Origin of the sequence: Aliihoeflea sp. 40Bstr573, from assembly GCF_024105655.1 — a bacterium.
Classification (GTDB): Bacteria; Pseudomonadota; Alphaproteobacteria; order Rhizobiales; family Rhizobiaceae; genus Aliihoeflea.
The window spans coordinates 409,747-434,540 of the sequence record NZ_JAAAMH010000001.1 but is presented as its reverse complement, the minus strand read 5'-3'; the positions used below and the strand labels follow the sequence as shown (position 1 = coordinate 434,540).

The 24,794-nt window shown below is 63.4% G+C and carries 25 protein-coding genes; 19 read left to right on the top strand and 6 right to left on the bottom strand.

Annotation, left to right across the window (positions count from 1 at the left end; genetic code table 11):
- Nucleotides 1-6: 6 nt before the first annotated feature.
- The 5 genes from clpA (at nucleotide 7) to GTK01_RS02050 (ending at nucleotide 5,770) form a co-directional block, all read left to right on the top strand.
- Entirely contained in the window at nucleotides 7-2,460 is a 2,454-nt protein-coding gene (gene clpA, locus GTK01_RS02070) for an ATP-dependent Clp protease ATP-binding subunit ClpA (protein WP_252924184.1), read from the top strand.
- 89 nt (nucleotides 2,461-2,549) lie between these two features.
- Nucleotides 2,550-3,308 carry an AzlC family ABC transporter permease gene (locus GTK01_RS02065; RefSeq protein WP_252924183.1) on the top strand — a complete coding sequence of 253 codons (759 nt, stop codon included), beginning with the start codon at nucleotides 2,550-2,552 and terminating at the stop codon, nucleotides 3,306-3,308.
- Nucleotides 3,305-3,664, top strand: a complete 360-nt coding sequence (locus GTK01_RS02060; RefSeq protein ID WP_252924182.1) for an AzlD domain-containing protein — start codon at nucleotides 3,305-3,307, stop codon at nucleotides 3,662-3,664. The genes GTK01_RS02065 and GTK01_RS02060 overlap by 4 nt, the downstream gene beginning before the upstream one ends.
- Nucleotides 3,665-3,728: 64 nt before the next feature.
- On the top strand, nucleotides 3,729-4,673 hold the full coding sequence (locus GTK01_RS02055) for a phosphatase PAP2 family protein (protein WP_252924181.1): 945 nt from the start codon (nucleotides 3,729-3,731) through the stop codon (nucleotides 4,671-4,673).
- On the top strand, nucleotides 4,670-5,770 hold the full coding sequence (locus tag GTK01_RS02050) for a phosphatase PAP2 family protein (protein WP_252924180.1): 1,101 nt from the start codon (nucleotides 4,670-4,672) through the stop codon (nucleotides 5,768-5,770). The genes GTK01_RS02055 and GTK01_RS02050 overlap by 4 nt, the downstream gene beginning before the upstream one ends.
- On the opposite strand, the gene GTK01_RS02045 is transcribed toward GTK01_RS02050, so the two are convergent.
- From GTK01_RS02045 to GTK01_RS02030, 4 genes are all read right to left on the bottom strand, one after another.
- On the bottom strand, nucleotides 5,748-6,179 hold the full coding sequence (locus GTK01_RS02045) for an HIT family protein (protein ID WP_252924179.1): 432 nt from the start codon (nucleotides 6,177-6,179) through the stop codon (nucleotides 5,748-5,750). The genes GTK01_RS02050 and GTK01_RS02045 overlap by 23 nt on opposite strands.
- Nucleotides 6,180-6,286: 107 nt before the next feature.
- Entirely contained in the window at nucleotides 6,287-7,420 is a 1,134-nt protein-coding gene (locus tag GTK01_RS02040; RefSeq protein ID WP_252924394.1) for a GNAT family N-acetyltransferase, read from the bottom strand.
- Between the two features lie 115 nt (nucleotides 7,421-7,535).
- Complete coding sequence (locus tag GTK01_RS02035; RefSeq protein ID WP_252924178.1) at nucleotides 7,536-8,264, bottom strand: glycerophosphodiester phosphodiesterase; 729 nt, start codon at nucleotides 8,262-8,264, stop codon at nucleotides 7,536-7,538.
- Between the two features lie 6 nt (nucleotides 8,265-8,270).
- Nucleotides 8,271-8,741 carry a RidA family protein gene (locus GTK01_RS02030; RefSeq protein ID WP_252924177.1) on the bottom strand — a complete coding sequence of 157 codons (471 nt, stop codon included), beginning with the start codon at nucleotides 8,739-8,741 and terminating at the stop codon, nucleotides 8,271-8,273.
- A gap of 109 nt (nucleotides 8,742-8,850) precedes the next feature.
- Here GTK01_RS02030 and GTK01_RS02025 point away from each other — a divergent pair, with 109 nt between their 5' ends.
- From GTK01_RS02025 to GTK01_RS01960, 14 genes are all read left to right on the top strand, one after another.
- Nucleotides 8,851-9,669 carry a cell envelope integrity EipB family protein gene (locus GTK01_RS02025; RefSeq protein WP_252924176.1) on the top strand — a complete coding sequence of 273 codons (819 nt, stop codon included), beginning with the start codon at nucleotides 8,851-8,853 and terminating at the stop codon, nucleotides 9,667-9,669.
- A 151-nt stretch (nucleotides 9,670-9,820) separates the two neighbouring features.
- Nucleotides 9,821-10,606 carry a 30S ribosomal protein S2 gene (gene rpsB, locus GTK01_RS02020; protein ID WP_252924175.1) on the top strand — a complete coding sequence of 262 codons (786 nt, stop codon included), beginning with the start codon at nucleotides 9,821-9,823 and terminating at the stop codon, nucleotides 10,604-10,606.
- A gap of 95 nt (nucleotides 10,607-10,701) precedes the next feature.
- Nucleotides 10,702-11,625: a translation elongation factor Ts gene (gene tsf / locus GTK01_RS02015; protein ID WP_252924174.1), complete on the top strand. Its 924-nt coding sequence runs from the start codon at nucleotides 10,702-10,704 to the stop codon at nucleotides 11,623-11,625.
- Nucleotides 11,626-11,732: 107 nt separating this feature from the next.
- Nucleotides 11,733-12,455, top strand: a complete 723-nt coding sequence (gene pyrH, locus GTK01_RS02010) for a UMP kinase (protein WP_252924173.1) — start codon at nucleotides 11,733-11,735, stop codon at nucleotides 12,453-12,455.
- A gap of 92 nt (nucleotides 12,456-12,547) precedes the next feature.
- Nucleotides 12,548-13,108, top strand: a complete 561-nt coding sequence (frr, locus tag GTK01_RS02005; protein ID WP_252924172.1) for a ribosome recycling factor — start codon at nucleotides 12,548-12,550, stop codon at nucleotides 13,106-13,108.
- 36 nt (nucleotides 13,109-13,144) lie between these two features.
- Nucleotides 13,145-13,864 (top strand): isoprenyl transferase, encoded by a 720-nt coding sequence (locus tag GTK01_RS02000; RefSeq protein ID WP_252924171.1) that lies wholly within the window; start codon nucleotides 13,145-13,147, stop codon nucleotides 13,862-13,864.
- A complete protein-coding gene (locus tag GTK01_RS01995; protein ID WP_256483333.1) occupies nucleotides 13,861-14,700 on the top strand; it encodes a CDP-archaeol synthase in 840 nt (279 codons plus the stop codon). The genes GTK01_RS02000 and GTK01_RS01995 overlap by 4 nt, the downstream gene beginning before the upstream one ends.
- An 87-nt stretch (nucleotides 14,701-14,787) precedes the next feature.
- Nucleotides 14,788-15,924 (top strand): RIP metalloprotease RseP, encoded by a 1,137-nt coding sequence (rseP, locus tag GTK01_RS01990; RefSeq protein ID WP_252924170.1) that lies wholly within the window; start codon nucleotides 14,788-14,790, stop codon nucleotides 15,922-15,924.
- A 207-nt stretch (nucleotides 15,925-16,131) separates the two neighbouring features.
- Nucleotides 16,132-18,516 (top strand): outer membrane protein assembly factor BamA, encoded by a 2,385-nt coding sequence (bamA, locus tag GTK01_RS01985; protein WP_252924169.1) that lies wholly within the window; start codon nucleotides 16,132-16,134, stop codon nucleotides 18,514-18,516.
- A 50-nt stretch (nucleotides 18,517-18,566) separates the two neighbouring features.
- On the top strand, nucleotides 18,567-19,628 hold the full coding sequence (gene lpxD, locus GTK01_RS01980; protein ID WP_252924168.1) for a UDP-3-O-(3-hydroxymyristoyl)glucosamine N-acyltransferase: 1,062 nt from the start codon (nucleotides 18,567-18,569) through the stop codon (nucleotides 19,626-19,628).
- Complete coding sequence (gene fabZ / locus GTK01_RS01975; RefSeq protein WP_252924167.1) at nucleotides 19,621-20,088, top strand: 3-hydroxyacyl-ACP dehydratase FabZ; 468 nt, start codon at nucleotides 19,621-19,623, stop codon at nucleotides 20,086-20,088. Before lpxD ends, fabZ begins: the two co-directional genes overlap by 8 nt.
- A gap of 4 nt (nucleotides 20,089-20,092) precedes the next feature.
- On the top strand, nucleotides 20,093-20,923 hold the full coding sequence (gene lpxA, locus GTK01_RS01970; RefSeq protein ID WP_252924166.1) for an acyl-ACP--UDP-N-acetylglucosamine O-acyltransferase: 831 nt from the start codon (nucleotides 20,093-20,095) through the stop codon (nucleotides 20,921-20,923).
- Nucleotides 20,910-21,773, top strand: coding sequence for an LpxI family protein (locus GTK01_RS01965; protein WP_252924165.1), 864 nt, complete (start codon nucleotides 20,910-20,912; stop codon nucleotides 21,771-21,773). Before lpxA ends, GTK01_RS01965 begins: the two co-directional genes overlap by 14 nt.
- A complete protein-coding gene (locus GTK01_RS01960) occupies nucleotides 21,773-22,945 on the top strand; it encodes a lipid-A-disaccharide synthase (RefSeq protein WP_252924164.1) in 1,173 nt (390 codons plus the stop codon). Before GTK01_RS01965 ends, GTK01_RS01960 begins: the two co-directional genes overlap by 1 nt.
- A gap of 120 nt (nucleotides 22,946-23,065) precedes the next feature.
- On the opposite strand, the gene GTK01_RS01955 is transcribed toward GTK01_RS01960, so the two are convergent.
- Together GTK01_RS01955 and GTK01_RS01950 are read right to left on the bottom strand one after the other, a co-directional pair.
- Nucleotides 23,066-23,428, bottom strand: coding sequence for a PRC-barrel domain-containing protein (locus GTK01_RS01955; RefSeq protein WP_252924163.1), 363 nt, complete (start codon nucleotides 23,426-23,428; stop codon nucleotides 23,066-23,068).
- Nucleotides 23,429-23,554: 126 nt separating this feature from the next.
- Entirely contained in the window at nucleotides 23,555-24,769 is a 1,215-nt protein-coding gene (locus GTK01_RS01950) for an NADP-dependent isocitrate dehydrogenase (RefSeq protein ID WP_252924162.1), read from the bottom strand.
- Nucleotides 24,770-24,794: the final 25 nt, after the last annotated feature.

Sequence of the window (24,794 nt, the reverse complement as noted above, 5' to 3'; positions counted from 1 at the left end):
TACTGAATGCCGGCATTCTCCCAAGGCCTCGAGCGCGCGCTGCACCAGGCGCTGACTTTCGCCAACGAACGGCATCATGAATATGCAACGCTCGAGCATCTCTTGCTGGCGCTGATCGACGATGGCGACGCATCCGCCGTGATGCGCGCATGCAACGTCAATGTCGACGAGCTCAAGCAGACTGTTCTGACCTATATCGACACCGAACTCGACAATCTGGTCACCGGCTACGACGAAGATTCCAAGCCGACAGCAGGCTTCCAGCGCGTGATCCAGCGCGCTGTGATCCACGTCCAGTCGTCGGGCCGCGAGGAGGTTTCGGGTGCGAACGTGCTCGTCGCCATCTTCGCCGAGCGGGAAAGCCATGCGGCTTATTTCCTGCAGGAGCAGCAGATGACCCGCTACGATGCGGTCAACTATATCAGCCACGGCATCGCCAAGCGGCCGGGCGGCGCGGAAGCGCGCACGCCGCGCGGGGCGGAAGAAGAAGCTGCAAGCCCCGCTTCCGAGAACGAGGACGGCACCAAGAAGAAGCAGCAGCAGGACGCGCTGACTGCTTATTGCGTCAATCTCAACGAGAAGGCGAAGACGGGCAAGATCGACCCGCTGATCGGCCGCTCGGAAGAGATCAACCGCACGATCCAGGTGCTGTGCCGGCGCTCGAAGAACAATCCGCTCTATGTCGGTGATCCCGGCGTCGGCAAGACGGCGATCGCCGAAGGCCTCGCCAAGCGTATCGTCGAAGGGGACGTGCCCGAAGTTCTGCTCGACGCGACGATCTTCTCGCTCGACATGGGCTCGCTCTTGGCGGGAACGCGCTATCGCGGCGATTTCGAGGAGCGGCTGAAGCAGGTCGTCAAGGAACTCGAAGATTATCCGGGCGCGGTGCTGTTCATCGACGAAATCCACACGGTGATCGGCGCAGGCGCGACCTCGGGCGGTGCGATGGACGCATCGAACCTTCTGAAGCCGGCGCTCTCCTCGGGTGCGATCCGCTGCATCGGCTCGACCACCTACAAGGAGTTCCGCCAGTTCTTCGAGAAGGACCGCGCGCTGGTGCGGCGCTTCCAGAAGATAGACGTCAAGGAACCGACCATCGAGGATGCGATCTCGATTATGAAGGGACTGAAGCCCTATTTCGAGGACTTCCACAAGGTCAAGTATACCAACGAGGCGATCAAGGCCGCGGTGGAGCTTTCCGCGCGCTACATCTCCGACCGTAAGCTGCCGGACAAGGCGATCGACGTGGTCGACGAAACCGGCGCGTCGCAGATGCTGTTGCCGGAGAACAAGCGCAAGAAGACGATCAGCGTTCGGGAGATCGAGCAGACGATCGCGACCATGGCGCGGATTCCGCCGAAGACGGTCTCGGCCGACGACGAGAAGGTGCTCGCCACGCTCGAGGACGAGCTGAAGCGCGTGGTCTACGGACAGGACACCGCCATCACCGCACTGTCATCGTCGATCAAGCTGGCGCGGGCGGGCCTTCGCGAACCCGACAAGCCGATCGGCTCCTACCTCTTCTCGGGCCCGACGGGCGTCGGCAAGACGGAAGTGGCCAAGCAGCTCGCGGCCTCGCTCGGGGTCGAGCTCTTGCGCTTCGACATGTCGGAATATATGGAGCGGCACACAGTCTCGCGGCTGATCGGCGCGCCTCCCGGCTATGTCGGCTTCGACCAGGGCGGCCTGCTCACCGATGGCGTCGACCAGCATCCGCATTGCGTGCTGCTGCTCGACGAGATCGAGAAGGCGCATCCGGACCTGTTCAACATCCTGTTGCAGGTCATGGACCACGGCTCGCTCACGGACCACAACGGCAAGAAGATCGACTTCCGCAATGTGATCTTGATCATGACGACCAATGCGGGCGCCTCGGACATGGCGAAGCCGGCGATCGGCTTCGGCTCGACCAAGCGCGAGGGCGACGACATGGAGGCGATTAACCGCCTGTTCTCGCCCGAGTTCCGCAACCGTCTCGACGCGATCATCCCGTTCGGCTCGCTGCCGATCCCGGTGATCCACCAGGTGGTGCAGAAGTTCGTCATGCAACTCGAGGCGCAGCTTGCCGAGCGTCGGGTGACCTTCGAACTGACGCCGGAAGCGATCGAATGGCTGGCCGACAAGGGCTATGACGAGCGCATGGGCGCACGGCCGCTCGGCCGTGTCATCCAGGAGCACATCAAGAAGCCGCTGGCCGAGGAAGTGCTGTTCGGCAAGCTCAAGAAGGGCGGCACGGTGCGCGTTCTGGTCGAGGCAAAGGAAGACGGGTCCAAGGGCATCGTCCTTGAGAGCCTTGCCGATGACGCGCCTGTGAAGCCGAAGAAGGAAGCGCCGGAGCCCGCGCCCAAGCCGAAGAAGGCCACACCCCGCAAGGCCAAGGCGGCGGTCGGCGCCGATGGCGGACCGGACAAGGCGGGAGGCAAGCGCGCGAGCGTGCCGCAACTGCCTCGCAAGGGCTGAACCTGCTCAATGATATCGAAAGGCGGCGTCTTCGGGCGCCGCTTTTTTAACATCGCAAGTTTCCGGCCCCTGTGCTATCCGGGCCGGACATGTCTACCCCCGCCGAATCACATATCGATGCGCCCGATCCTGACTTCTCCACGCGGCTGAAGTGGTTCGCGCGCGGATGCCGCGCTTCGATGTCGGTGCCGGCGCTGATCCTGGCGAGCAGCTTCGTTGGATTTGCCGCGCTGGCCCTGGAGGCAGGCTTCACGCTGGCGCAGACCGTATTCATGACGGGCATCGTGTGGGCGCTGCCGGCCAAGGTGGTGCTGATCGGCGCTGTGCTGGCGGGCAATGGCATTGCGGGCGCCGCCTTCGCGGTGGCGCTGTCGTCGGTGCGTCTTGCGCCGATGGTCGTGGTGCTGGTCCCCGAACTGCGCGGACCGCGCACGCGGCCGTGGGTTCTCTATCTCCTGTCGCATTTCGTCGCCGTGACCTCCTGGGTGATCGCGCTCGAACAGGTGCGGCACGTGCCGCGCGCGTTCCGCACGACCTGGTATGGCGGCGTCGGTTCGTCGCTGGTCGTGCTCAACATGATCGTCGTCGCGCTGGTCTACATGCTGGCGCAGAACCTGCCGCCCATGATTTCGGCCGCGCTCTTCATGCTGACGCCGATCTACTTCCTGACGTCGCTCTGGGTCTCGGCGCGCGAGCGGGCAGGGCATGTCGCGATGGTGCTTGGATTGGTTCTCGGGCCGCTCTTCTACGTGCTCGTTCCCGACTTCAGCCTTCTGGCCACCGGCCTCGTCGGTGGACTTCTCGCCTATCTCTTCCATGTCGTGATGAAGCGCAGGAAGACGACATGACCTTCGATGCGCTCGACGCCTGGTGGTGGCCCTACGTCTTCATCCTCGTCGCGGGATGGCTGGCAACGGATAGCTGGCGGTTTCTCGGCGTCTATCTCGGCGGGCGCATTTCCGAGGAATCCGACGCGCTCGTCTTCGTGCGCTGCGTCGCCACCGCGCTCGTCGCCGCCGTCATCTCCAACCTGATCATCAACCCCAACGGGCCGCTTGCCGACACGACTCTGGAACTGCGGGTCTTTTCGGCAATCGTCGGCTTCGCCGCCTTCCTCTGGTTCGGCAAGCGGATTCTGGTCGGGATTTTCGTGACGGAGGCGGTGCTGATCGCTGGGATGATCCTCGCTGCGGGCTGGGCATAGGCGGATTCATCGCGGCTTAACCGGACTTGGCGAGAATGGCTGCAACAAGGAGCAGTCGAGCGCCATGGTCACGGACGATAAAAGCTACAGGTCGAGCTGGCCGTGGAAGGCCGCGGGCATCTTGTCCCTCACGCTTCTCAACGCGATCTGGATTGCGGCGACCGATTTTCGTTTCGACTATCCGAGCCTGGCCAATCTCATCGGCATGACCGCCGTGCTCGCGCTGGTAGCCACTTTCTACCGCTACAAGCGGCCTAATGCGCGCTTCGAAATCCTCTGTGTCGAGACCGCCTTTCTCTTGACCTTCTCCGCCAATGCAGCGGTGACGAGCTATCTCGTGACCTCGCTGAACCTGCCGCTGATCGACGGTCATCTCATGGCCTTCGACCGGATGATCGGGTTCGACTGGGAAGCCTATGTAGGATTTGTCAACGCTCGACCCGCTATCGGTACCGTTTCAAGCCTGCTTTATGTGACGACATTGAGCCAGGTCGCGCTTGCCGTTCTCATGCTGGGGCTGACGGGGCCGCTGAAATCTGCTGGCCGGTTCGTCTCGGCCGTCGCGCTCAGCGCGCTCGCGTGCATCGTCATCTCGGGCCTGCTGCCGGCCGGCGGTGCGCTGGCAACCATTGCGCCGGCGCCCGAATTCTTCGGCGCGAACGCGCCCGTTGTCGACCTGGCCTACAAGCAGACGTTTTTCGATCTGCGGAGCGGGGCCGAAAGGCTCATCTCGCTCGACAACCCGCGCGGCCTAATCGCCTTTCCGTCCTATCACTGCACGCTTTCCGTTCTCCTGATCCTTGCCTGCTGGCCGCTGCGCTATCTCCGCTGGCCCGTGCTCGTCGTCAATGTGCTGATCATCCTGACGACGCCGATCGATGGCGGCCATCACCTGGCCGATGCATTCGGCGGAGTAGCTGTGGCGCTCATGGTCTGGTTTGCGCTGCAGCCGCGGTCCCGACAGGCGACAGTGCCGGCTGACGGTGGTTCGCTCGAGCAGCTTCTGTGATCACGGGGCGACGTGTTGCAAACGAAGAGGAATCGGCCGTCGGCGCGACTGCGCTTGCGCTGAAGCGAACGGTGGCGGGGGACAAGGTCTTGTTCTCGATTGCTGTTGCTGCCGTGGCTTTCAGATTGGCCCTGCTGGACAATGTCTGGAGTGTCGCCTCGTCAACGATGTTTGCGACTGTATTCAGCTTCGTCGTGGCATCGATCCTCATCCTTCTGCTGGCAATTGCGATGTCGATGCCGAGAGAAGGGTCACTTGCCAAAGCTGCTACCGCGCAGTGGCGAACGTTCAGCGCGCCCGGTCGCATAATCCCTGCAATCTGCGCCATGTTGGCCCTGTCCCTGGTGATGAACAGCTTTGCCCATTTCAAGGCGAGCATCCCGCAGTTCAACCCCTATGAGTTCGACGCGCTCTTTGCCGAGATTGACCGGATTCTTCATTTCAATAATGATCCCTGGCGTATCCTGGATGCAGTTCTGGGATACGGAGTCATCACCAAAGTCATAGATTACACGTACTATGCCTGGTTCCTGATCTTCTATACGGCTACTGGCTATTTCATCTGGGCCGCCCCAGACTCCGTCCTGCGTCGGCAGTATCTTATCGCATTCGCGATGATATGGACGTTGCTGGGGATCGTCGCCGCAACTGCATTCGCGTCAGTCGGTCCAATCTTCTATGACGATCTCGCGGGCGGACCATCAACATTTACCGATTTGATGCGCCGGCTCGTCCATGTCGATGAGGTGTATGGCCTGAGCACGATGGTCGTCAAAAACGAACTCTGGAGCAACTACCAGAACCGCGAACTCGCAATCATCTCAGGCATTTCCGCCATGCCATCGCTGCACAATGCAATCTGCATTCTCTTGTATCTGGCGGCACGGCGTCTGGATCGCCGCCTCGGCTATCTGGCCGCCGTGTTCGCCGTCGTCATCTTCATCGGTTCGGTGCATCTGGGCTGGCACTATGCGATCGACGCCTACGCGTCGCTCGTGGCCGTCACCCTCATCTGGAAGGCCGCCGGACTGCTGGCGCGAAATGGCGCCAACGCCGTTTCCATCCCGCAGATTTCTATCGAGCCAGTGCAGCCCTGATCCGCTCTGCGTTGGCGGCGAGGACGTCAGGCTTTTCCATCTCCCCCGAATGCGGCTTCAGCGTCACGCCATCGAAGCGCGGGATGACGTGAAAATGGAGATGGAAGACGACCTGTCCGCCTGCGGGTTCGTTGAATTGCTGAACCGTCACGCCGTCGGCATCGAACGCCTTGACCACTGCACGCGACAACTTCTGGACCGTCGACATGACCGCCGACAGGCTCTCGGGTGAGACGTCGAGAATGTTGCGGGACGGCGCCTTGGGGATGACGAGGCAATGCCCGGCTCCGCGCGGCATGATGTCCAGGAAGGCAAAAGTCGCGTCATCCTCATATAGTTTCTGGGCCGGGAGTTCGCCCCGCAGAATTTTCGCGAAGATGTTGGTGTCGTCGTATTCTGGCTTCATCATTGGCTCCCTGGTGGTTGTGTGTAGTGAATAGAGAATGGGGCGAGGGAAGTGCAACCGTCAGCGGTGGCGTTGACAGGTAGACGGTCGCGAAACACTCCAGTCTTCACTCAGCCTTTGCGAAACGGGGCCCGCTCGGTCAGGTATTCACCCACTTCCGCGACGTCTTCGCGCTCGCGCTCCAGATAGTCGGCGACCGCGTTGCGCAGGCCGGGATGGGAGATCCAGTGCGCCGAGTGGGTCGTGACGGGTAGATAGCCCCGCGCCAGCTTGTGCTCGCCCTGTGCGCCCGCCTCGACGACCTTCAGCTTGCGCGCGATGGCGAAGTCGATGGCCTGGTGGTAGCAGACCTCGAAATGGAGATAGGGGTGGTGCTCGATACAGCCCCAGTTGCGACCGAAAAGCCGCTCTTCACCGATGAAGTTGATCGCGCCGGCGATGTAGCGACCATCGCGCTTCGCCATGACCAGCAGGATGTCGTCGGCCATCCGCTCGCCGATCAGCGAGAAGAACTGCCGGTTGAGATAGGGACGTCCCCATTTGCGGCTGCCCGTATCCATGTAGAAGCGGAAGAAGTCGTCCCATACCGCTTCGGTGAGATCGCGTCCCGTCAGCCAGTCGATCTCGATGCCTTCGGCCAGCGCCTCTCGCCGCTCCTTGCGCAGCGCCTTGCGCTTGCGCGAGGCGAGTGTTTCAAGGAATTCGTCATAGGATGTGTAGCCTTCGTTGACGAAATGAAACTGGGTGTCGGTGCGATGCAGGTAGCCGAGGTCTTCCAACGCCGCCGCTTCGTCCTGCGGTGCGAAGGTGACATGCACCGAGGACGTGCCGAGCCGCTCACTAAGCGTCTTCAAGCCCTCGCCGAGCGCGAGGCGGACGGGATCGGGATCGAGCCCGGCATCGACCAGCAGGCGAGGGCCGGTGGCCGGCGTGAACGGGATCGCGACCTGGAGCTTGGGATAATAGCGGCCGCCGGCACGCTCGAACGCATCGGCCCAGCCATGGTCGAAGACATATTCGCCCTGGCTGTGGGACTTCAAGTAGCAGGGGATCGCGCCGATAAGGGCGCCGTCCGCGGTTTCGAGCGCAAGATGGTGCGGCAGCCAGCCGGCGCGAGCCCCGACGCTTCCGGAGTCCTCGAGCGCGGAGAGGAAGGCGTGCGACAGGAAGGGATTGTACGGCTCGGCACTGCTGCGCGCGGCGCCGGCCAGCTTCGACCAGTCTGCCGCCGCGATGCTCGTCATCGCGTCCACGACGCGGAGGACGAACCCGGCTTCACGCTCACTCATAGACAAGACATCCCGACCCGCTCATTCACTCCTACATACGAGCCGGGATGAAGGTTGCAAGGCCGGTAGATCAGATCGGGCCGCGTCCGTCCGGATCGAAGCCTTCGAAGGTCATCTGATCGGCGTGTGCCGCCGTCAGTTCCTCGGACTTCTTGTCGCGAACCGTCCAGGTGATGACGGGCAAAGCGAGCTTTTCACGCACGAAGGCGACGAAGGCGCTCGGCAGGTCGTGGACGCCGAACGAGACGAAGTCGATCGGATGTGCCAGCATCGAGAAATGCGCCTCGAGCTCCTCGGGCTTGTTGCCGTGCGCGGTAAGGCCCACCGGAACGTCGCCCGCATCCGCGACGAGCTGGCGAATGAGCCAGTGGTCGAAGGACATGACTGCCGCCTTGCCGTCATAGGCCTTGACAAGCGAAAGGACTGCGGCCGCGAGGCCATCGTCGCGGCCTTCAGTGCCCTTGAGCTCGATGACCAGCGGCACCTGGCCGGCGACGAGCTCGAGCAGTTCCTGGAGCGTCGGGGCGTGATCGCCGGTACCGCCGATGCGCAGATCCGCCATTTCGCGCGCGGTCCGGTCGAGGACATGGCCCTCGGTGCCGGTCAGGCGCTTCAGTTCATGATCGTGAAAGACGATCGGAATGCCGTCGGACGACAGGTGGACATCGCACTCGATCGCATAGTTGCGGTCAATGGCGGCCTGGAAGGCCGAAAGCGTATTCTCCCAGAGCGTCTTGTTCAGATCATGGAAGCCGCGATGAGCGATGGGGCGGGCGGTAAGCCAGGAAATGTCGGCCATGCGGGGTCAGCCCTTCGCGATCTCGAAGACCGCCTCGACCTCGACCGCCGCATCGAGCGGCAGTCGGGCGACGCCGACGGCGGCGCGGGCGTGACGACCGACTTCACCCAGGACTTCGGCGAAAAGATCGGACGCGCCGTTTGCGACGAGGTGGTGTGCGGTGAAGTCGGGATCAGAGGCGACGAAGACCGTGATCTTGACCAGCCGAGCGATGCGCTCGAGGTCGCCGAGGGCGGCTTTGGCCTGCGCCAGGACGTTGATGGCGCAATGACGTGCGGCACCCTGTCCGGCTGCAATCTCGACCTCGCGGCCGAGGCGGCCGGTGGCCGCGAGCTTGCCGTTTTCGAACGGGAGCTGGCCCGACGTGAAGAGCAGGTCGCCGCTGACCACAAAGGGCAGGTAGTTGGCAGCGGGGGCGGCGGGAGCGGGCAGGGCGATGCCAAGCTTCTCCAGGCGGCTATTGATTGTGTCGGTCATCCTGTGATCCTTGTCGAAAGGCAGGCGGCGGCTGAATCGCCTCGCTTCTGCCACGAAAACGCATTCAGGTGCCGGCCGAACCTGCCCAGCACCCAATCGGGAGAACCGGATGTCCCTGCCACGCCTTGCGCTCCTGGCGACAGTCGCCGCGCCGTTCCTGCAAGGCCAGGCATCGGCCGCGCCGCTCCTCCCGCACCGTGCGGTGTATGACCTGGGCCTCGACGATGCAACGGACAGTTCGGGAATCACCGGGCTTTCGGGCCGCATGGTCTACGAATTCAACGGCTCGCCCTGCGAGGGCTATACGGTGACGTTCCGGTTCGTCACCCAGATCGAGGCGAACGAGACGACGCGCCTGACCGACCAGCAGACAACGACCTTCGAGGCCGGCGACGGCTCGGAATTCTCGTTCGTCACGCGATCCTTCGTCGACCAGAGCCTCGACAAGGAAACGCGCGGTTCCGCCGAGATGACGGACGCGGGAACGGATGTCTCGATCGAGATGCCGGAGCCGCAGGAATATTTGCTGGAGACGTCGCAATTCCCGACCCACCACCTTCTCGAAGTGCTCGAAAAGGCCAATGCGGGCGAGAATTTCTACGAAACGACGATCTATGACGGTTCGGAAGACGGCGACAAGCTGATGACGACCACTGTCATCCTCGGTCAGAAGACCGGGCTGGAAGAGGGCGACGCGGAGGCGAGCGCCCTCGCGCGGATTGCGGACGAGGAGTTCTGGCCGGTCGACATCGCCTATTTCGACCTGACCGACGTTTCCGGCGAAGAAACGCCGACCTATCGCATATCCATGAAGCTCTACGAGAACGGGGTCACGCGTGACCTGACCATGGATTATGGCGATTTCGCCATCACCGGGCGACTGGTCAATCTCGAACTCTTCGACGCGCCCGCCGACTGCGCCGAGTGAGGCGACTTGCAACCGCCGCGCATTGCGTCTATATGCGCGGCCATTCCACACACGGGTGATGGGTTTGGCGCCGGGAGAAATCCGGCCTCGACCTCCGGTGGCGGTTTTTCCGCCTGACACCCGTGGAGGCCAACCGGAAAAGGAAATGACGATGGCTACGCCTGATTTCAGCATGCGCCAGCTTCTTGAAGCTGGTGTTCACTTCGGCCACCAGACCCACCGCTGGAACCCGAAGATGGCGCCCTATATCTTCGGCGCCCGCAACAACATTCACATCATTGACCTGTCGCAGACGGTTCCGCTCCTCAATCAGGCGCTGAAGATCGTTTCGGACACGGTTGCCCGCGGCGGCCGCGTGCTGTTCGTCGGCACCAAGCGCCAGGCGTCGGAAATCGTCGCCGACGCGGCCGAGCGCTCTGCGCAGTATTATGTCAATTCGCGTTGGCTGGGCGGCATGCTCACCAACTGGAAGACGATCTCGAACTCGATCCAGCGCCTGCGCAAGCTCGACGAGCTGCTCGCCGGCGAGGCCCAGGGCTTCACCAAGAAGGAGCGCCTGACGCTCGACCGCGAGCGCGAGAAGCTCAACCGCGCGCTGGGCGGCATCAAGGACATGGGCTCCACGCCGGACCTGATGTTCGTGATCGACACCAACAAGGAAGCGATCGCCATCCAGGAAGCTCGCCGTCTCGGCATTCCGGTCGTCGCGATCATCGATTCGAACTGCGACCCGGACAAGGTCGACTACCCGATCCCGGGCAATGACGATGCGGCTCGCGCGATTTCGTTCTACTGCGACCTGATCGCCAAGGCCGCCATCGACGGCATTGCGCGCCAGCAGGGCGCGATGGGCATGGACGTGGGCGCTTCGGCCGAAGCGCCGGTCGAGCCGGCCCTGGACGAGACGCCCGCGGCTGAAGAAGGCAAGGCCAGCTAGGCCGTCCGCTCATTTGGACGAGGCGAACGGCGCACCTGGAACGCTCCACGGTGCGCCGCGCCATTTTATGAATTGATGAAATCGAAGAGGCGACGATGAGCATTTCTGCTGCACAGGTCAAACAGCTCCGCGACATGACGGGCGCGGGCATGATGGACTGCAAGGCGGCCCTGGCCGAAACCAATGGCGACATCGAGGCTGCCGTCGACTGGCTGCGCGCCAAGGGCATCGCCAAGGCCGACAAGAAGGCCGGCCGCACGGCTGCCGAAGGCCTGATCGGCGTTGCCGCCGACGCGACCAGCGCGGTCGTCATCGAGGTCAATTCCGAGACGGATTTCGTCGCTCGCAACGACGCGTTCCAGGACATCGTGCGCAACATTGCGGACGTCGCGCTGACGACCGATGGCTCGACCGATGCGGTGGGCGCGGCGACCTATGCGGGCGCCGAGAAGTCGGTCACCGATACGATCAAGGACGCGATCGGCACGATCGGCGAGAACATGAGCCTGCGCCGTTCGGCCAAGCTCTCGGTCTCGAGCGGCGCGGTCGCGACCTATGTGCACAATGCGGTTGCCGACAATCTCGGTAAGCTCGGCGTGCTCGTCGCCATCGAGACGACCGGCAATGCGGACGCGGCCCGGGCCTTCGCGCGCCAGGTCGCGATGCATGTCGCTGCGACCAACCCGCTCGCTCTGACGGCCGAGGAAGTCGACGCCTCCGCCGTCGAGCGTGAAAAGGCCGTCTTCTCGGAGCAGGCCCGCCAGTCGGGCAAGCCTGAGAACATCATCGAGAAGATGGTCGAAGGCCGCATGCGCAAGTTCTATGAGGAAGTCGTGCTCCTGAAGCAGGCCTTCGTCATGAACCCCGACGTGACCGTCGAGAAGGCACTTGCCGAGGCCGAGAAGGAAATCGGCGCGCCGGCCAAGCTGACCGGCTTCGTGCGCTTCGCGCTCGGCGAGGGCATCGAGAAGGAAGAAAGCGACTTTGCAGCCGAGGTTGCGGCGGTCGCCAAGAAGTAAGACGCCTTCCTGCACAGAAACGAAGGGCATCGCCGGGTGACACGGCGGTGCCCTTTCATGTATCTGACACCGGGTTTCGATCCCAATCACTGCGAGAAGAGAGTTTCATGAGCCAGGCCCCGCGATACAAGCGCATCCTTCTCAAGGCATCGGGCGAGGCCCTGATGGGATCGCAGGGCTTCGGGATCGACGTCTCCATCGTCGACCAGATCGCCGCTGACATTTCCGAGGCCCGGTCCATGGGGGTCGAGGTCGCGGTGGTGATCGGCGGCGGCAACATCTTTCGCGGTGTAGCGGTGGCGTCCAAGGGCGGGGACCGCGTGACGGGCGACCACATGGGCATGCTCGCGACGGTCATCAACTCGTTGGCGCTGCGCACCTCCCTGATCAAGCTCGGTGTCGATGCCGTCGTTCTGTCGGCAATCGCCATGCCGGAGCTTTGCGAAAGCTTTTCCCAGCGCCAGGCCACGGCCTACATGGACCAGGGCAAGGTGGTGATCTTCGCCGGCGGGACCGGCAACCCCTTCTTCACGACCGATTCCGCTGCCGCGCTGCGTGCAGCGGAGATCGGTGCGAACGCGCTTTTGAAGGGCACGCAGGTCGATGGCGTCTATTCCGCCGATCCCAAGAAGGATCCGACCGCGACGCGTTTCGACACGATCACGCATGAAGAAGTACTGGTCAAAGGCCTGGCGATCATGGATACGGCGGCGATTGCGCTTGCGCGCGAGAACCACATTCCGATAATCGTCTACTCTATTCATGAGCAGGGCGGTCTCGGCGCCATTCTGCGCGGGGAAGGGCGCTGCACGGTTGTGGCCGACGCCTGACAGGCAGCAAACCTTACGGAAAGTGACGGGCCGGCACGCCGGCCACGGGCCAGACAAAAGACGGACCGGCACGGCCGGCAGAGGAGACGAAGATGAGCGAAGGCGTTGACTTCAAGGATATGCAGCGCAGGATGGACGGCGCGATCTCGGCGTTCAAGCATGACCTGGCATCGCTGCGGACTGGCCGCGCTTCCAGCAATCTGCTCGATCCCGTGGTCGTGCAGGCCTATGGTTCACCCATGCCGATCAACCAGGTCGCGACCGTCACGGTGCCGGAATCGCGCATGCTGGCGGTTTCCGTATGGGACAAGCAGCTTGTCGGCGCGGTCGACCGCGCGATCCGCGAATCCAACCTTGGTCTCAACCCGATCGTCGACGGCAGCAATCTGCGCATCCCGCTGCCCGAGCTCAACGAAGAACGCCGCCGCGACCTCGTCAAGATCGCGCACCAGTATACCGAGCAGGCCAAGGTGGCCGCCCGCCACGTGCGCCGTGACGGCATGGAAATCGCCAAGAAGGCCGAGAAGGACGGCGCGATCAGCCAGGACGAGTCCAAGGTCCAGTCCGAGCGCGTTCAAAAACTGACGGACGAGACGATCAAGCAGATCGACGGCCTTCTGGCCGACAAGGAAGCCGAGATCATGCAGGTCTAGGACCTGCGCCCCGAAGCCTCGGGAACTGGAGAGCCGGTGACCACTCCCGCGCATATCGCGATCATCATGGACGGCAACGGCCGCTGGGCGCAGGCGCGTGGCCTGCCGCGGGCAGCCGGACATCGCGCTGGCGTCGAGGCGCTGCGCAAGACGGTTCGCAATGTTGGCGCGAGCGGCGTCAAGTGGCTGACGCTCTATGCGTTTTCCTCGGAGAACTGGTCGCGTCCGGCAGCCGAGATCAGCGACCTGATGGGGCTCTTGAAGCTCTTCATCCGCCGCGACCTCGCGGACCTTCATCGCAACGGCGTGCGCGTGCGCATGATCGGCGGGCGCGACACGCTGGAGCCGGACATCCGCCAGCTCATCACCGACGCAGAAGCGCTGACGCACGAAAATACGGCGATGAACCTCGTCATCGCCTTCAACTACGGATCGCGCGACGAGATCGTGCGCGCGGCGTGCCATCTGGCGCAACTGGCTGCCGATGGGCATCTCGATCCGCAGTCCATCACGCCCGAGATGCTGGGCGGCGCCCTCGATACCGCCGACATCCCCGATCCCGACCTCATCATCCGCACGAGCGGCGAGCAGAGGCTTTCGAACTTTCTCCTGTGGCAGGCGGCCTATTCGGAGTTCGTGTTCCTGCCCTGCTTCTGGCCGGATTTCGACCGGGCGGAACTTGACCGCGCGCTGGCCTCCTTCGCCAATCGCGAACGCCGCTTCGGCGCCGTCGAGGCGCGCGAGGCGTCATCTTGAGCGAGGCAAGCCAGACGTTTCTGACCAAGGAATTGCGGCTGCGCATTCTTTCGGCGGTCGTGATGGTCGCGGTGACGCTGATCGTGACCTGGGTCGGCGGCTTCTCCTTTCGCATGTTGTGCGCGGGCATCGGCGCAGCCGTGTTCTACGAATGGCTGAAGATGACCAAGGCGCAAACGACAGCGTCCGAGAGGCAAGTGTCGGCCCTCCTCATGACGACGGCAGGCATCATCGTCCTCACGGCGCCGGGCGGTGCGCTGAGCTTCGTGATGGTCGCAGCGCTCGTTCTCCTTGCTTTCTTCGCCGCGCCGATGCTGGGGTCGACGCGGTGGAACGCGACCGGCCTTGCCTATGCGAGCCTTGCCGCACTCTCGCTGGCGCTCCTGCGCGGCAGCGACGTCGCGGGCCTGAAGGCGGTGGTCTTCGTCTTCGTCGTGGTGTGGGCGACCGACATCATGGCGTACTTCGTCGGTCGGACCTTCGGCGGGCCGAAGCTCGCGCCGTCGATCTCGCCGGGAAAGACCTGGAGCGGGGCGGCGGGCGGTGCGGTCTTCGCGCTCGTTTTCGGAATGTTTGCCGCCTTCATGATGGAGACGCGGCTTGCGGTAGGGGCGCTGCTAGCCCTGATCCTCGCCTTGTCGATCGGATCGCAGATCGGCGATCTTTTCGAATCGTGGCTGAAGCGTCGCTTTCAGGTGAAGGATTCGAGCAAGCTCATTCCCGGCCATGGCGGCGTGATGGACCGCGTCGATGGTCTGGTTGCGGCAAGCTTGCTGCTTTACGTGGTGGGGGCCGTGCTGGCTGACGCCGACAGGCCGGCGCTGGCGTTCTTTTGACCGACGGTCTGCCGTCGGAGCCACCGAAACGCCGCGATTTGTCCGCAACGGACATGAGTTACGACTGAACCTAAAAGGGGCGATGAATTGGACTTCCTGACGGGCATATTCGGAACAGGCGGGCTCCTTCTGGGCACGCTCGTTCCCTTCATCCTGGTGCTCGCGGTCGTCGTCTTCGTCCATGAAATGGGGCACTATCTCGTCGGCCGCTGGTGCGGCATAGGCGTTGAGGCCTTCTCGATCGGGTTCGGTCCCGAGCTTTTCGGCTTCAAAGACAAGCGGGGGACGCGCTGGAAGATCTCCGCGGTGCCGCTCGGCGGTTACGTCAAGTTCGTCGGCGACATGAGCGTGACGAGCGAGCCGGATGCATCGGCAACCGCGCAACTGACCGAAGAACTGCGTCGTGTCGCGTTCCACACGCAGCCGGTCTGGAAACGGGCGGCGACGGTCGCTGCCGGGCCGATCTTCAACTTCCTTTTGACCATCGCCGTGTTCGCCGTGATGTTCGCCGCTTACGGACGCTACGTCGCCGAACCAACCGTCGCCGAAGTCCGGCCGGACACGCCGGCCGCCGAGGCGGGTTTCGAGCCGGGCGACCGTTTCGTCTCGGTCAACGGCACGCGAATCTCGACCTTCGGCGATGTCCAGCGCGTCGTCTCGGCGCGCGCCGGCGACGAACTGACCTTCGTCATGCTCCGCGAGGGGCAGGAGATCGAGCTGACGGCGACGCCGGAGCTTTCCGAGCAGACAGACGCGCTCGGCAACACGATTCGCATCGGCATCATCGGCGTCGTCAACAACGAGGAACTCGGCCAGCCTCGCCAGATTGCCTACGGGCCCGTCGAGGCGCTCGGCGAGGCGGTCACCGAAACGGGCCATATCATCGCGCGAACAGGACACTTCCTGCAGCGCTTCGCGACCGGACGCGAGGACAAGTGCCAGCTTGGCGGTCCGGTTCGAATCGCCGAGATGTCGGGGCAGGCGGCCTCGATGGGGCCGATGTGGGTGGTGCAGTTCATCGCGCTTTTGTCGGTCGGAATAGGTTTCCTCAACCTTCTGCCCATTCCCCCTCTGGACGGCGGGCATCTGGTCTTCTATGCCGCTGAAGCCGTTCGCGGACGACCGGTTTCGGAACGGGTGATGGAGGGGTTCTACAAGGTAGGGATGCTGTTCGTTCTGGGCTTCATGGCGTTCGTTTTCTGGAACGACATATTCGGCTGCTGACGGCGCAACACCCTGAAAATTCAGGCTCCATTTACCATGGATGGGAATTTGCGTGACGCGAATGCCACGCTTTCGGACTTAGTAAATGCAAATTAACCGGCAGCCTTGCGTGTAGGGAAAATCCGGTTAATACCGTATGGGGTTTTGCGGCTCAGTCCGGTCTCTTCTCGCCACGGGGACAACGAGAACAAAAGGTTTGTAAGCCAAATGAAGGCAGCTTCGAGTTTCAAAGGCGCCGCGTCGGCGATGGCACTTTCGGCCGCGATCGTCGCGTCAGGATCGGTTGCGGTTCAGCTTGCGGGGGCGGGCGCAGCATATGCAGCAGTCGTCAGCAGCATCGATGTCCGGGGGAATCAGCGCGTCAGCGACGAGACCGTAATCGGCAATCTGGGCATTCGGCCCGGGGTCCAGTTCGACAGCGCGGACATCAACGCCGCCGTCGTGCGCCTGTTCGAAACGCGACTTTTCTCGGATGTCCGCATCAACCAGTCCGGCTCGACGCTGGTGGTCGAGGTTTCCGAATACTCGATCGTCAACCAGGTCCTGTTCCAAGGCAATTCGCGCGTAAAGGACGACGCGCTTTCGGCTGCCGTGCAGCTTCGTCCGCGTGGCGCCTACTCGGCCGACACGATGAACTCCGACATCGAGGCGATCCGTCAGGCCTATGCCCGCGTCGGCCGTGACGACACCACCGTGACCGCGCAGACCGTCGATCTCGGCGACAACCGCGTCAACGTCGTCTACCAGATCCAGGAAGGCGACCGCACCAAGATCGGTTCGATCACCTTCGAGGGCAACCAGGCATTCAGCGACGGTCGCCTGCGTGACGTCGTATCGACACGCCAGTCGAATTTCCTGTCCTGGCTGACGCGCAACGACATCTATGATGCCGACCGTCTGCGCGCGGACGAAGAGGCGCTTCGCCGCTTCTACTACAATCGCGGCTATGCGGATTTCCGTGTTCTCTCGTCCGATGCGCAGTTCAACGAAGCGACGAACGAGTACTCGATCGTCTTCACGATCGACGAAGGCCAGCGCTACACGTTCGGCAATGTTGCCATCGAGAGCTCGATTCCCGGTGTGGACGCCGAAACCTACCGTCGCAGCATCGATACGCGGGAAGGCGGAATCTACAACGCCGCCGACGTCGAAAGCTCGATCGTCGGGCTGACCGAGGACGTTGCAGGTTCCGGCTATGCGTTCGCGCAGGTCACGCCGCGCGGCAACCGCAACTTCGAGACCCGCACAATCGACGTCGTCTACACGGTTGACGAAGGCCCGCGTGCCTATGTCGAGCGGATCGAAATCCGCGGCAACACCCGCACGCGCGACTACGTCATACGCCGCGAGTTCGATCTCAGCGAAGGCGATGCCTTCAACCAGATCATGGTGCAGCGGGCGCGCCGCCGCCTCGAGCGCCTCGACTTCTTCGAATCGGTCAACATCGCGACCGCGCCCGGTTCGCAGCCCGACCAGGTCGTGCTCGTGGTCGAGGTCGTCGAGAAGGCGACCGGCGAGTTCTCGATCGGTGCCGGCTATTCGACCGGCGAGACGATCAATCGGGGCTCTGGCGTCTCGGTCGAAGGCTCGGTCAGCGAGCGCAACTTCCTTGGCCGCGGCCAGTTCATCCGCGTCGCCGCTTCGGGCGGTCGCGATTCGCGCGATTACTCGCTGTCTTTTACCGAGCCCTACTTCCTCGGACGCCGCATTGCGGCCGGTTTCGACATCTTCCGCCAGACGCGAGAGTTCGACACCTATGAAAGCCAGGTCGATGGCGGCACGATCCGCTTTGGCCTGCCGATCACCGAAGCGCTGAGCACGCAGCTTGCCTACAACTACACGCGTGAATCCTATGATTATCGCGATGGCTGCCTGGATGCGGCCGGCAATTTCGATCCTTCGCTGTGCGACATCTCGCCCGTTCTGCAGAGCGCAATTGAATCGCAGAGCCCGTGGATAAAGTCGTCGGTCAGTGGTGGTCTCGTCTACAACACGATCGACAACATGCAGAACCCGCGCGACGGCTTCTATGCGTCGTTCACGACAGAAGTTGCCGGTCTTGGGGGCGATGCGAACTGGGTGAAGTTCACGACGCGCGGCAACTACTATCGCACGCTCTCCGAAGAACTCGACCTCGTCGGCGTCCTGACGGCGGGTGCAGGCCATATCGAGGGCTTCGGCGATGATGGCCTGCGCGTGTTCGACCTGTTCCGTTCCAACGACCGCATCATTCGTGGCTTCGATTTCAACGGGATCGGGCCGGTCGATACGGTGACCGGCGATCATCTGGGTGGAACGACATATTTCCACGCCTCGGCTGAAGCGCAGTTCCCGATCCCGGCTCTGCCGCAAAGCCTTGGTCTGCGCGGTGCGGTGTTTGCCGATGCTGCGTCACTGCACGGCTTCCCGGGTGGAATTGCCGGCGCGACAAATGTCGGGGGAACCGACGCAGCGCTGCGCGCCTCGGTTGGTGCGGGCATCCTCTGGGCGTCACCTTTCGGCCCGATCCGCGTGGACTACGCGGTGCCGGTCGCCAAGGAAGACACCGACGACGTCCAGAATTTCAGCTTCGGCATCTCGACCCGATTCTAAGGGGCGAGACGCTTTTCGGGGCGGGTGACGCCCCGAAAGTGCAGGCATGAATGACAGATCCGCTCTTCTTTGAGCCGGCGAGACTTTTCTCGGTTGGCGAGATTGCCGCGCTGACAGGCGCGGATCTCGCCAATGCCGCTTACGCCGAGACACCGGTGAACCGGATTGCGCCCGTGTCGGAAGCAGGCGACGGCGCCCTCGTCTTCGTCGATGGCAAGCGCAACGCGCATCATCTGACGGGACTGAAGGCAACGGCTGTGCTGTGCACCGCCGATGTCGCCGATCAGGTGCCCGCCGGCATTGCCGTTCTCGTTTCGCGCAAACCCCAGTATGCGTTCGCCACGGTCGGGCGGCTGCTTTTTCCATCGGCCGCCAAGCCAATCCCCTTGACCTCGGAAACCGGCATCTCGGATCGGGCCTTCGTCGATCCGACGGCGCATGTCGAGGACGGCGCGGTGATCGAGCCGGGCGCAGTGATTGGCGCTGGTGCGCATGTCGGCGCCGGTACGGTGGTCGCGCCCAATGCGGTCGTCGGCCGCAACTGCCGCGTTGGCCGCGATTGCTTCATCGGACCGAACGCGTCGGTGCAGTTCGCGCTCCTGGGCAATCGCGTCTTGATCTATGGCGGCGCACAGATCGGCCAGGATGGCTTCGGTTTCGTGACCGGACCGCGCGGTCCGGAGAAGATGCCGCAGATCGGTCGCGTGATCATCCAGGACGACGTCGAGATCGGCGCGAACACGACCGTGGATCGCGGAGCGATGTCGGACACGGTGATCGGCGAGGGGACCAAGATCGATAACCTCGTCCAGATCGCCCACAATGTGCGGCTGGGGCGCGGCTGCGTGATCGCCGGGCATTGCGGCCTGTCCGGCTCCGTGACGCTCGGCGACTATGTGATGCTGGGGGGGCGTGTTGGCCTTGCAGATCACGTCACGATCGGCACCGGCGCCGCGGTTGCGGCCGCCAGCGGGGTGATGCACGACATTCCGGAGGGCGGGCGCTGGGGCGGCATGCCGGCCCAGCCGATGAAAGACTTCTTCCGTGAAGTCACCTACATCCGCAAGCTCGTATCCGGCTCGCGAAAGACCAAGGAAGGCGGCGATGACTGACGCGAATTCGACCACGCTCGACACTTTGACCATTCAGGAACTGCTGAAGCTTCTGCCGCATCGCTATCCGTTCCTGCTTGTCGACAAGATCATCGAGATCAATGGCGACGAATCGGCCATCGGCCTCAAGAACGTGACGATGAACGAGCCGCATTTTACCGGCCATTTTCCCGATTTCCCGGTCATGCCCGGTGTCCTGATCATCGAGGCGATGGCGCAGACCGCTGGCGCGATCTGCATCAACAAGACCGCCGCAACCACGCCTTCGCTGGTCTATTTCATGACGATCGACGGCGCAAAGTTCCGCAAGCCGGTGGTGCCTGGCGATCGGCTTGAGATGCATGTGAAGAAGCTGAAGCAGCGTGGCAACATCTGGCGTTTCGGCTGCGAGGCCATCGTCGATGGCGCCAAGGTCGCCGAAGCCGAGATTTCCGCCATGATGTCGGCCAAGCAGGGCTGACGCCATGGCCGACGAGACCTTCATCCATCCGTCCGCGGTCGTCGAGCCTGGCGCCGCGCTGGGCATTGGCGTTCATGTCGGGCCGTTCTGCCATATCGGGCCCGATGCCGAGATCGGCGATGGGGTGCGGATGGCTGGGCACGTAACGGTGCTGGGCGCGACGACGATCGGTGCCGGCTGCCGAATCTGGCCGAATGCCGTTCTCGGCGGGCCACCGCAGAGCGTACGCCACAAGGGCGGACGCACCACGCTGACGGTGGGATCGAACTGCGAAATCCGCGAGGGCGTAACCTTCAATCTGGGCACCGATACGTCGCGCGGCGCGACGACCGTCGGCGCGAACGGCTATTTCATGGCGCAGTCCCATGTCGCGCATGACTGCATCGTCGGCGACAATGTCACCATGGCGAACTCCACGGCGCTCGGCGGGCACAGCGAGATCGGTGATTTCGTGACGATCGGCGGGCTTGCCGCCGTCCATCAGTTCGTGCGGGTCGGGCACCACGCCTTCATCGGAGGCTATGCCGCCGTCGTGGGCGACGTTATCCCTTATGGCATGGCGGTTGGCGACAGGGCGAAACTGCGCGGGCTGAACGTCATCGGCATCAAGCGCTCCGGCTATTCGCGCGCCGAATTGATGGAGATGCGCGCAGCCTACAAGATGCTGTTCGCGCCAGGGCGGACGCTTGCCGAAGCCATTCCGCTCGTAGCCGCTGAATATGGGCATGCACCCGCCGTCGCAGACATCCTCGCCTTCCTGCAGGCGCGTGGAAAGCGCTACTTCACGGTGCCGGCCCTGAGCGATCGCGGCGTCGATACCGATGACGAGGACTGATCGAGAAGGGGGGCGGATCGGCCTTATCGCTGGCAGCGGACGCCTGCCCGTCGAAATCATCGAGAGCCTCAACGCACGGGGCGTCCGGCCCTACATCATCCTGATCGAGGGCGAGGCGGAGCCTCTGCCGCTCTTTACCGGCCATGACCATGGCTGGCTGCGTGTGGAGGATTTCGGCCGGCTCGTGCCTATGCTGCACTCGGCCGGCGTCGAGCGCGTGGTCATGGCGGGCGGGGTGGCACGTCGGCCGGCGCTGAGTGCGATCCGATGGTCGTGGGCGCTGGTTGCCATGCTTCCGCGGCTCGTCCGGGCGCTCGCATCCGGCGACGACGTGCTCTTGCGGACAATCATCGGCCATCTGGAAGCACACGGCATCACGGTCGTCGGCGCGCACGAACTGGCGCCCGACCTTCTTGCAGGGGTAGGGCCGATTGCAGGCCCCAAGCCCTCGGCTGCCGACTTGCGCGATATTCGAGCTGCGGCGCAAGCAGCCCGCGCCATCGGCGCTCTCGACATCGGGCAGGCGGCAATCGCGATCGGTGGGCGGGCGGTCGCGCTCGAAGGCATCGAGGGAACCGAGGGGCTGATCGAACGCGTTGCAGGCATGCGTGGGCACGGGCGGCTTGCCGGACGAAGCGGCGGCGCGCTCGTCAAATGCGCCAAGCCAGACCAGGATCTGCGGGCTGACCTGCCGGCAGTCGGACCCGACACGGTCGATGCCGCATTTGCGGCCGGATTGAAGGGTATCGCGCTCGATGCGGAGCGGGCCTTCATTCTGGATTTCGCAACGACCGTGGCGCGCGCCGAGGCGCACGGCCTCTTCATCTATGGCCTGAAGGGTGACGATTGATGCAGGCATTGAAGATTGCCATCGTGGCCGGCGAGGAATCGGGCGATCTGCTCGGGGCCGATCTCGTCGACGCGATTGCGCGCCTGACCGGCCGGCCGATCGCGCTCGTGGGCGTCGGCGGGCGGCACCTCGAGCGGCGCGGGCTGAATTCGCTCTTTGACGGATCACAGATCGCGCTCATGGGCGTGACGGCCGTGGTCAAGGACCTGCCGCGCCTGATCGGCAGGCTCAACCAGACGGCCAAGGCGATCGCGGCCGAGCGGCCGGACTGCCTCATCACCATCGACAGCCCCGAATTCTCCCTGCGCGTTGCGCGCAAGGTGCGCGCGCTCCTGCCGTCGCTGCCGACGGTTCACTATGTGTGCCCGAGCGTGTGGGCCTGGAGGCCGGGCAGGGCAGTGGAAATGAAGCCCTATATCGACCACATCTTGTGCCTTTTGCCATTCGAGCCGAGCGAACTCGAACGGCTCGGCGGGCCTTCAGGGACGTTTGTCGGCCACCGCCTGACACAGGATGCCGGCTTGAGAAACGCGGCCGCCGCCCAGATGACAAGAGGCGATCCCGCCTGGGGCACCAAGTCGCTTCTTGTGCTTCCCGGTTCGCGCCGGGCGGAGGTTTCGAGCCTTATTGGCCCGTTCGGCGACACGGTGAAAGAACTCGTCGCACGCGGCAACCGCTTCGAGGTGGAGATTCCAACCGTCCCGAAGGTGGCGGCGCTCGTCCATGAGGCGATTGCCGATTGGCCGGTGCCGACGCGCGTGATCGAGGATGCGGAGGGCAAGTACGCAGCCTTTGCGCGCGCGGATGCGGCGCTTGCAGCTTCCGGCACTGTCTCGCTCGAACTCGCGCTCGCGCGGGTGCCGCTGGTTGCGTGCTACAAGACGGATGCGATCTGGCGCGTGCTGATGAGCTTGGTGAAGACCTGGTCGGCGTCGTTGCCAAACCTGATTGCCGACTGGCCGGTCGTGCCCGAATACTACAACGAATATGTGCGCCCGGGAAACCTGGCGCGGGCGATCGAGCAGATCTGGGCATCTACCCCGGCACGGGCGACCCAGATGCATGGCTTCGACATTGTGGCGCAGCGACTGCACACGGAGCGGCCGGCAGGTGAAATCGGGGCCGAAGCGATGTTAGCAACCATCGCGGAGCGGCACCGCCACTGGCAGTAGCCGCGCGTTTGTCGCTTCATCCCGGCGGTCAATGCGAAAATCCCCGCCGACGATCGGCGGGGCTGGTCTTACATGCCAGAAAGCATGAGCAGCTTGCGGCCGTTACACGATTGCCGCGGATCAGTCGTTCCAGACTTCCATCTCACCGACGGCGGCGGCGTCGGCGTTGAGGACGAGCTGGTCGTTCTCCCAGGTGAAATGGTCGAGCGGGATGACGACGTCCTGGTCGGCAAAGCCGCCATTGCCTTCAAAGTCGACAACCAGCGCGGAGGCGGTGCCGGCTTCGGTTCCCACGACCTCCTCGACTTCTCCAACCACCTCGCCGCCCGCATAGACGTCCCAGTCATCGATCTGGTCGACAGTCGCGTTGAAGGCGGAGACCTGCACGTTGTCTTCGATCTCGACCCACGCGGTCTGGGCGAAAGCGGACCCGGCCAGCAGCGCAGAGGAAAGAAGGGCGAGGGAAATGGTCTTGGCGAACATGGAGTTGCTCCTTCGAGTTGATATCAACTCCCAATGCGCGAGAAGCACATTGGTTCGCCGTCGACGCTGCGACAAAAAAGAAGGGCGGCCGAAGCCGCCCTCGTGCGCATCAAGACTACTGGACGATCAGGCCGACATCGCCTTCTTCAGGTTCTCGTCGACCTTGTCGAGGAAGCCGGTCGTCGACAGCCAGGGCTGGTCGGCGCCGATCAGGAGCGCGAGATCCTTGGTCATGTGGCCGGATTCGACGGTCTCGATGCAGACGCGCTCCAGCGTCTCGGCGAAGTTCTTCAACTCTTCATTGTCGTCGAGCTTGGCGCGATGCGCGAGACCGCGCGTCCAGGCGAAGATCGACGCGATCGAGTTCGTCGAGGTCTCCTGGCCCTTCTCATGCTGGCGGTAGTGGCGCGTCACGGTGCCGTGCGCGGCTTCCGCTTCCACTGTCTTGCCGTCCGGCGTCATCAGGACGGAGGTCATCAGGCCGAGCGAGCCGAAGCCCTGCGCGACGGTATCGGACTGGACGTCGCCGTCATAGTTCTTGCAGGCCCACACATAACCGCCCGACCACTTGAGCGAAGCTGCGACCATGTCGTCGATCAGGCGGTGCTCGTAGGTGATCTTCTTTTCCTTGAACTTCTCCAGGAACTCGGTCTCGTAGACCTCCTGGAAGATGTCCTTGAAGCGGCCGTCATAGGCCTTGAGGATCGTGTTCTTGGTGGACAGATAGACCGGGTAGCCGCGCAGCAGACCGTAGTTCAGCGATGCGCGGGCGAATTCGCGGATCGAATCGTCGAGGTTGTACATCGCCATCGCGACGCCCGAACCGGGCGCATCGAAAACTTCGTGCTCGATGACCTGACCGTCCTCGCCGACGAACTTGATCGTCAGCTTGCCAGCGCCGGGGAACTTGAAGTCCGTCGCGCGGTACTGGTCGCCGAAGGCATGGCGGCCGACGATGATCGGCTGGGTCCAGCCCGGGACGAGGCGCGGCACGTTCTTCATGATGATCGGCTCGCGGAAGATCGTGCCGCCGAGGATGTTGCGGATCGTTCCGTTGGGCGAGCGCCACATCTTCTTGAGCCCGAATTCCTCGACGCGGGCTTCGTCCGGGGTGATGGTGGCGCACTTGACACCGACGCCGTGCTTCTTGATCGCCTCGGCCGCGTCGATCGTCACCTGGTCGTCGGTGGCGTCGCGGTTTTCCATGCCGAGATCGTAGTATTCCAGGTCGATATCAAGGTAGGGGTGGATCAGCTTGTCCTTGATGAGGTGCCAGATGATCCGCGTCATCTCGTCGCCGTCGAGTTCGACGACCGGATTTGCCACCTTGATCTTCGCCATGAGAAATGCCTCGCTGTCTGTTGGG

Bases quoted from the DNA above. Each gene is read 5' to 3' on its own strand.
- clpA (WP_252924184.1), top strand. From the start codon at position 7: ATGCCGGCATTCTCCCAAGGCCTCGAGCGCGCGCTGCACCAGGCGCTG.
- GTK01_RS02065 (WP_252924183.1), top strand. From the start codon at position 2,550: ATGTCTACCCCCGCCGAATCACATATCGATGCGCCCGATCCTGACTTC.
- GTK01_RS02060 (WP_252924182.1), top strand. From the start codon at position 3,305: ATGACCTTCGATGCGCTCGACGCCTGGTGGTGGCCCTACGTCTTCATC.
- GTK01_RS02055 (WP_252924181.1), top strand. From the start codon at position 3,729: ATGGTCACGGACGATAAAAGCTACAGGTCGAGCTGGCCGTGGAAGGCC.
- GTK01_RS02045 (WP_252924179.1), bottom strand. From the start codon at position 6,179: ATGATGAAGCCAGAATACGACGACACCAACATCTTCGCGAAAATTCTG.
- GTK01_RS02040 (WP_252924394.1), bottom strand. From the start codon at position 7,420: ATGACGAGCATCGCGGCGGCAGACTGGTCGAAGCTGGCCGGCGCCGCG.
- GTK01_RS02035 (WP_252924178.1), bottom strand. From the start codon at position 8,264: ATGGCCGACATTTCCTGGCTTACCGCCCGCCCCATCGCTCATCGCGGC.
- GTK01_RS02030 (WP_252924177.1), bottom strand. From the start codon at position 8,741: ATGACCGACACAATCAATAGCCGCCTGGAGAAGCTTGGCATCGCCCTG.
- GTK01_RS02025 (WP_252924176.1), top strand. From the start codon at position 8,851: ATGTCCCTGCCACGCCTTGCGCTCCTGGCGACAGTCGCCGCGCCGTTC.
- rpsB (WP_252924175.1), top strand. From the start codon at position 9,821: ATGGCTACGCCTGATTTCAGCATGCGCCAGCTTCTTGAAGCTGGTGTT.
- tsf (WP_252924174.1), top strand. From the start codon at position 10,702: ATGAGCATTTCTGCTGCACAGGTCAAACAGCTCCGCGACATGACGGGC.
- pyrH (WP_252924173.1), top strand. From the start codon at position 11,733: ATGAGCCAGGCCCCGCGATACAAGCGCATCCTTCTCAAGGCATCGGGC.
- frr (WP_252924172.1), top strand. From the start codon at position 12,548: ATGAGCGAAGGCGTTGACTTCAAGGATATGCAGCGCAGGATGGACGGC.
- bamA (WP_252924169.1), top strand. From the start codon at position 16,132: ATGAAGGCAGCTTCGAGTTTCAAAGGCGCCGCGTCGGCGATGGCACTT.
- lpxD (WP_252924168.1), top strand. From the start codon at position 18,567: ATGACAGATCCGCTCTTCTTTGAGCCGGCGAGACTTTTCTCGGTTGGC.
- fabZ (WP_252924167.1), top strand. From the start codon at position 19,621: ATGACTGACGCGAATTCGACCACGCTCGACACTTTGACCATTCAGGAA.
- lpxA (WP_252924166.1), top strand. From the start codon at position 20,093: ATGGCCGACGAGACCTTCATCCATCCGTCCGCGGTCGTCGAGCCTGGC.
- GTK01_RS01965 (WP_252924165.1), top strand. From the start codon at position 20,910: ATGACGAGGACTGATCGAGAAGGGGGGCGGATCGGCCTTATCGCTGGC.
- GTK01_RS01960 (WP_252924164.1), top strand. From the start codon at position 21,773: ATGCAGGCATTGAAGATTGCCATCGTGGCCGGCGAGGAATCGGGCGAT.
- GTK01_RS01955 (WP_252924163.1), bottom strand. From the start codon at position 23,428: ATGTTCGCCAAGACCATTTCCCTCGCCCTTCTTTCCTCTGCGCTGCTG.
- GTK01_RS01950 (WP_252924162.1), bottom strand. From the start codon at position 24,769: ATGGCGAAGATCAAGGTGGCAAATCCGGTCGTCGAACTCGACGGCGAC.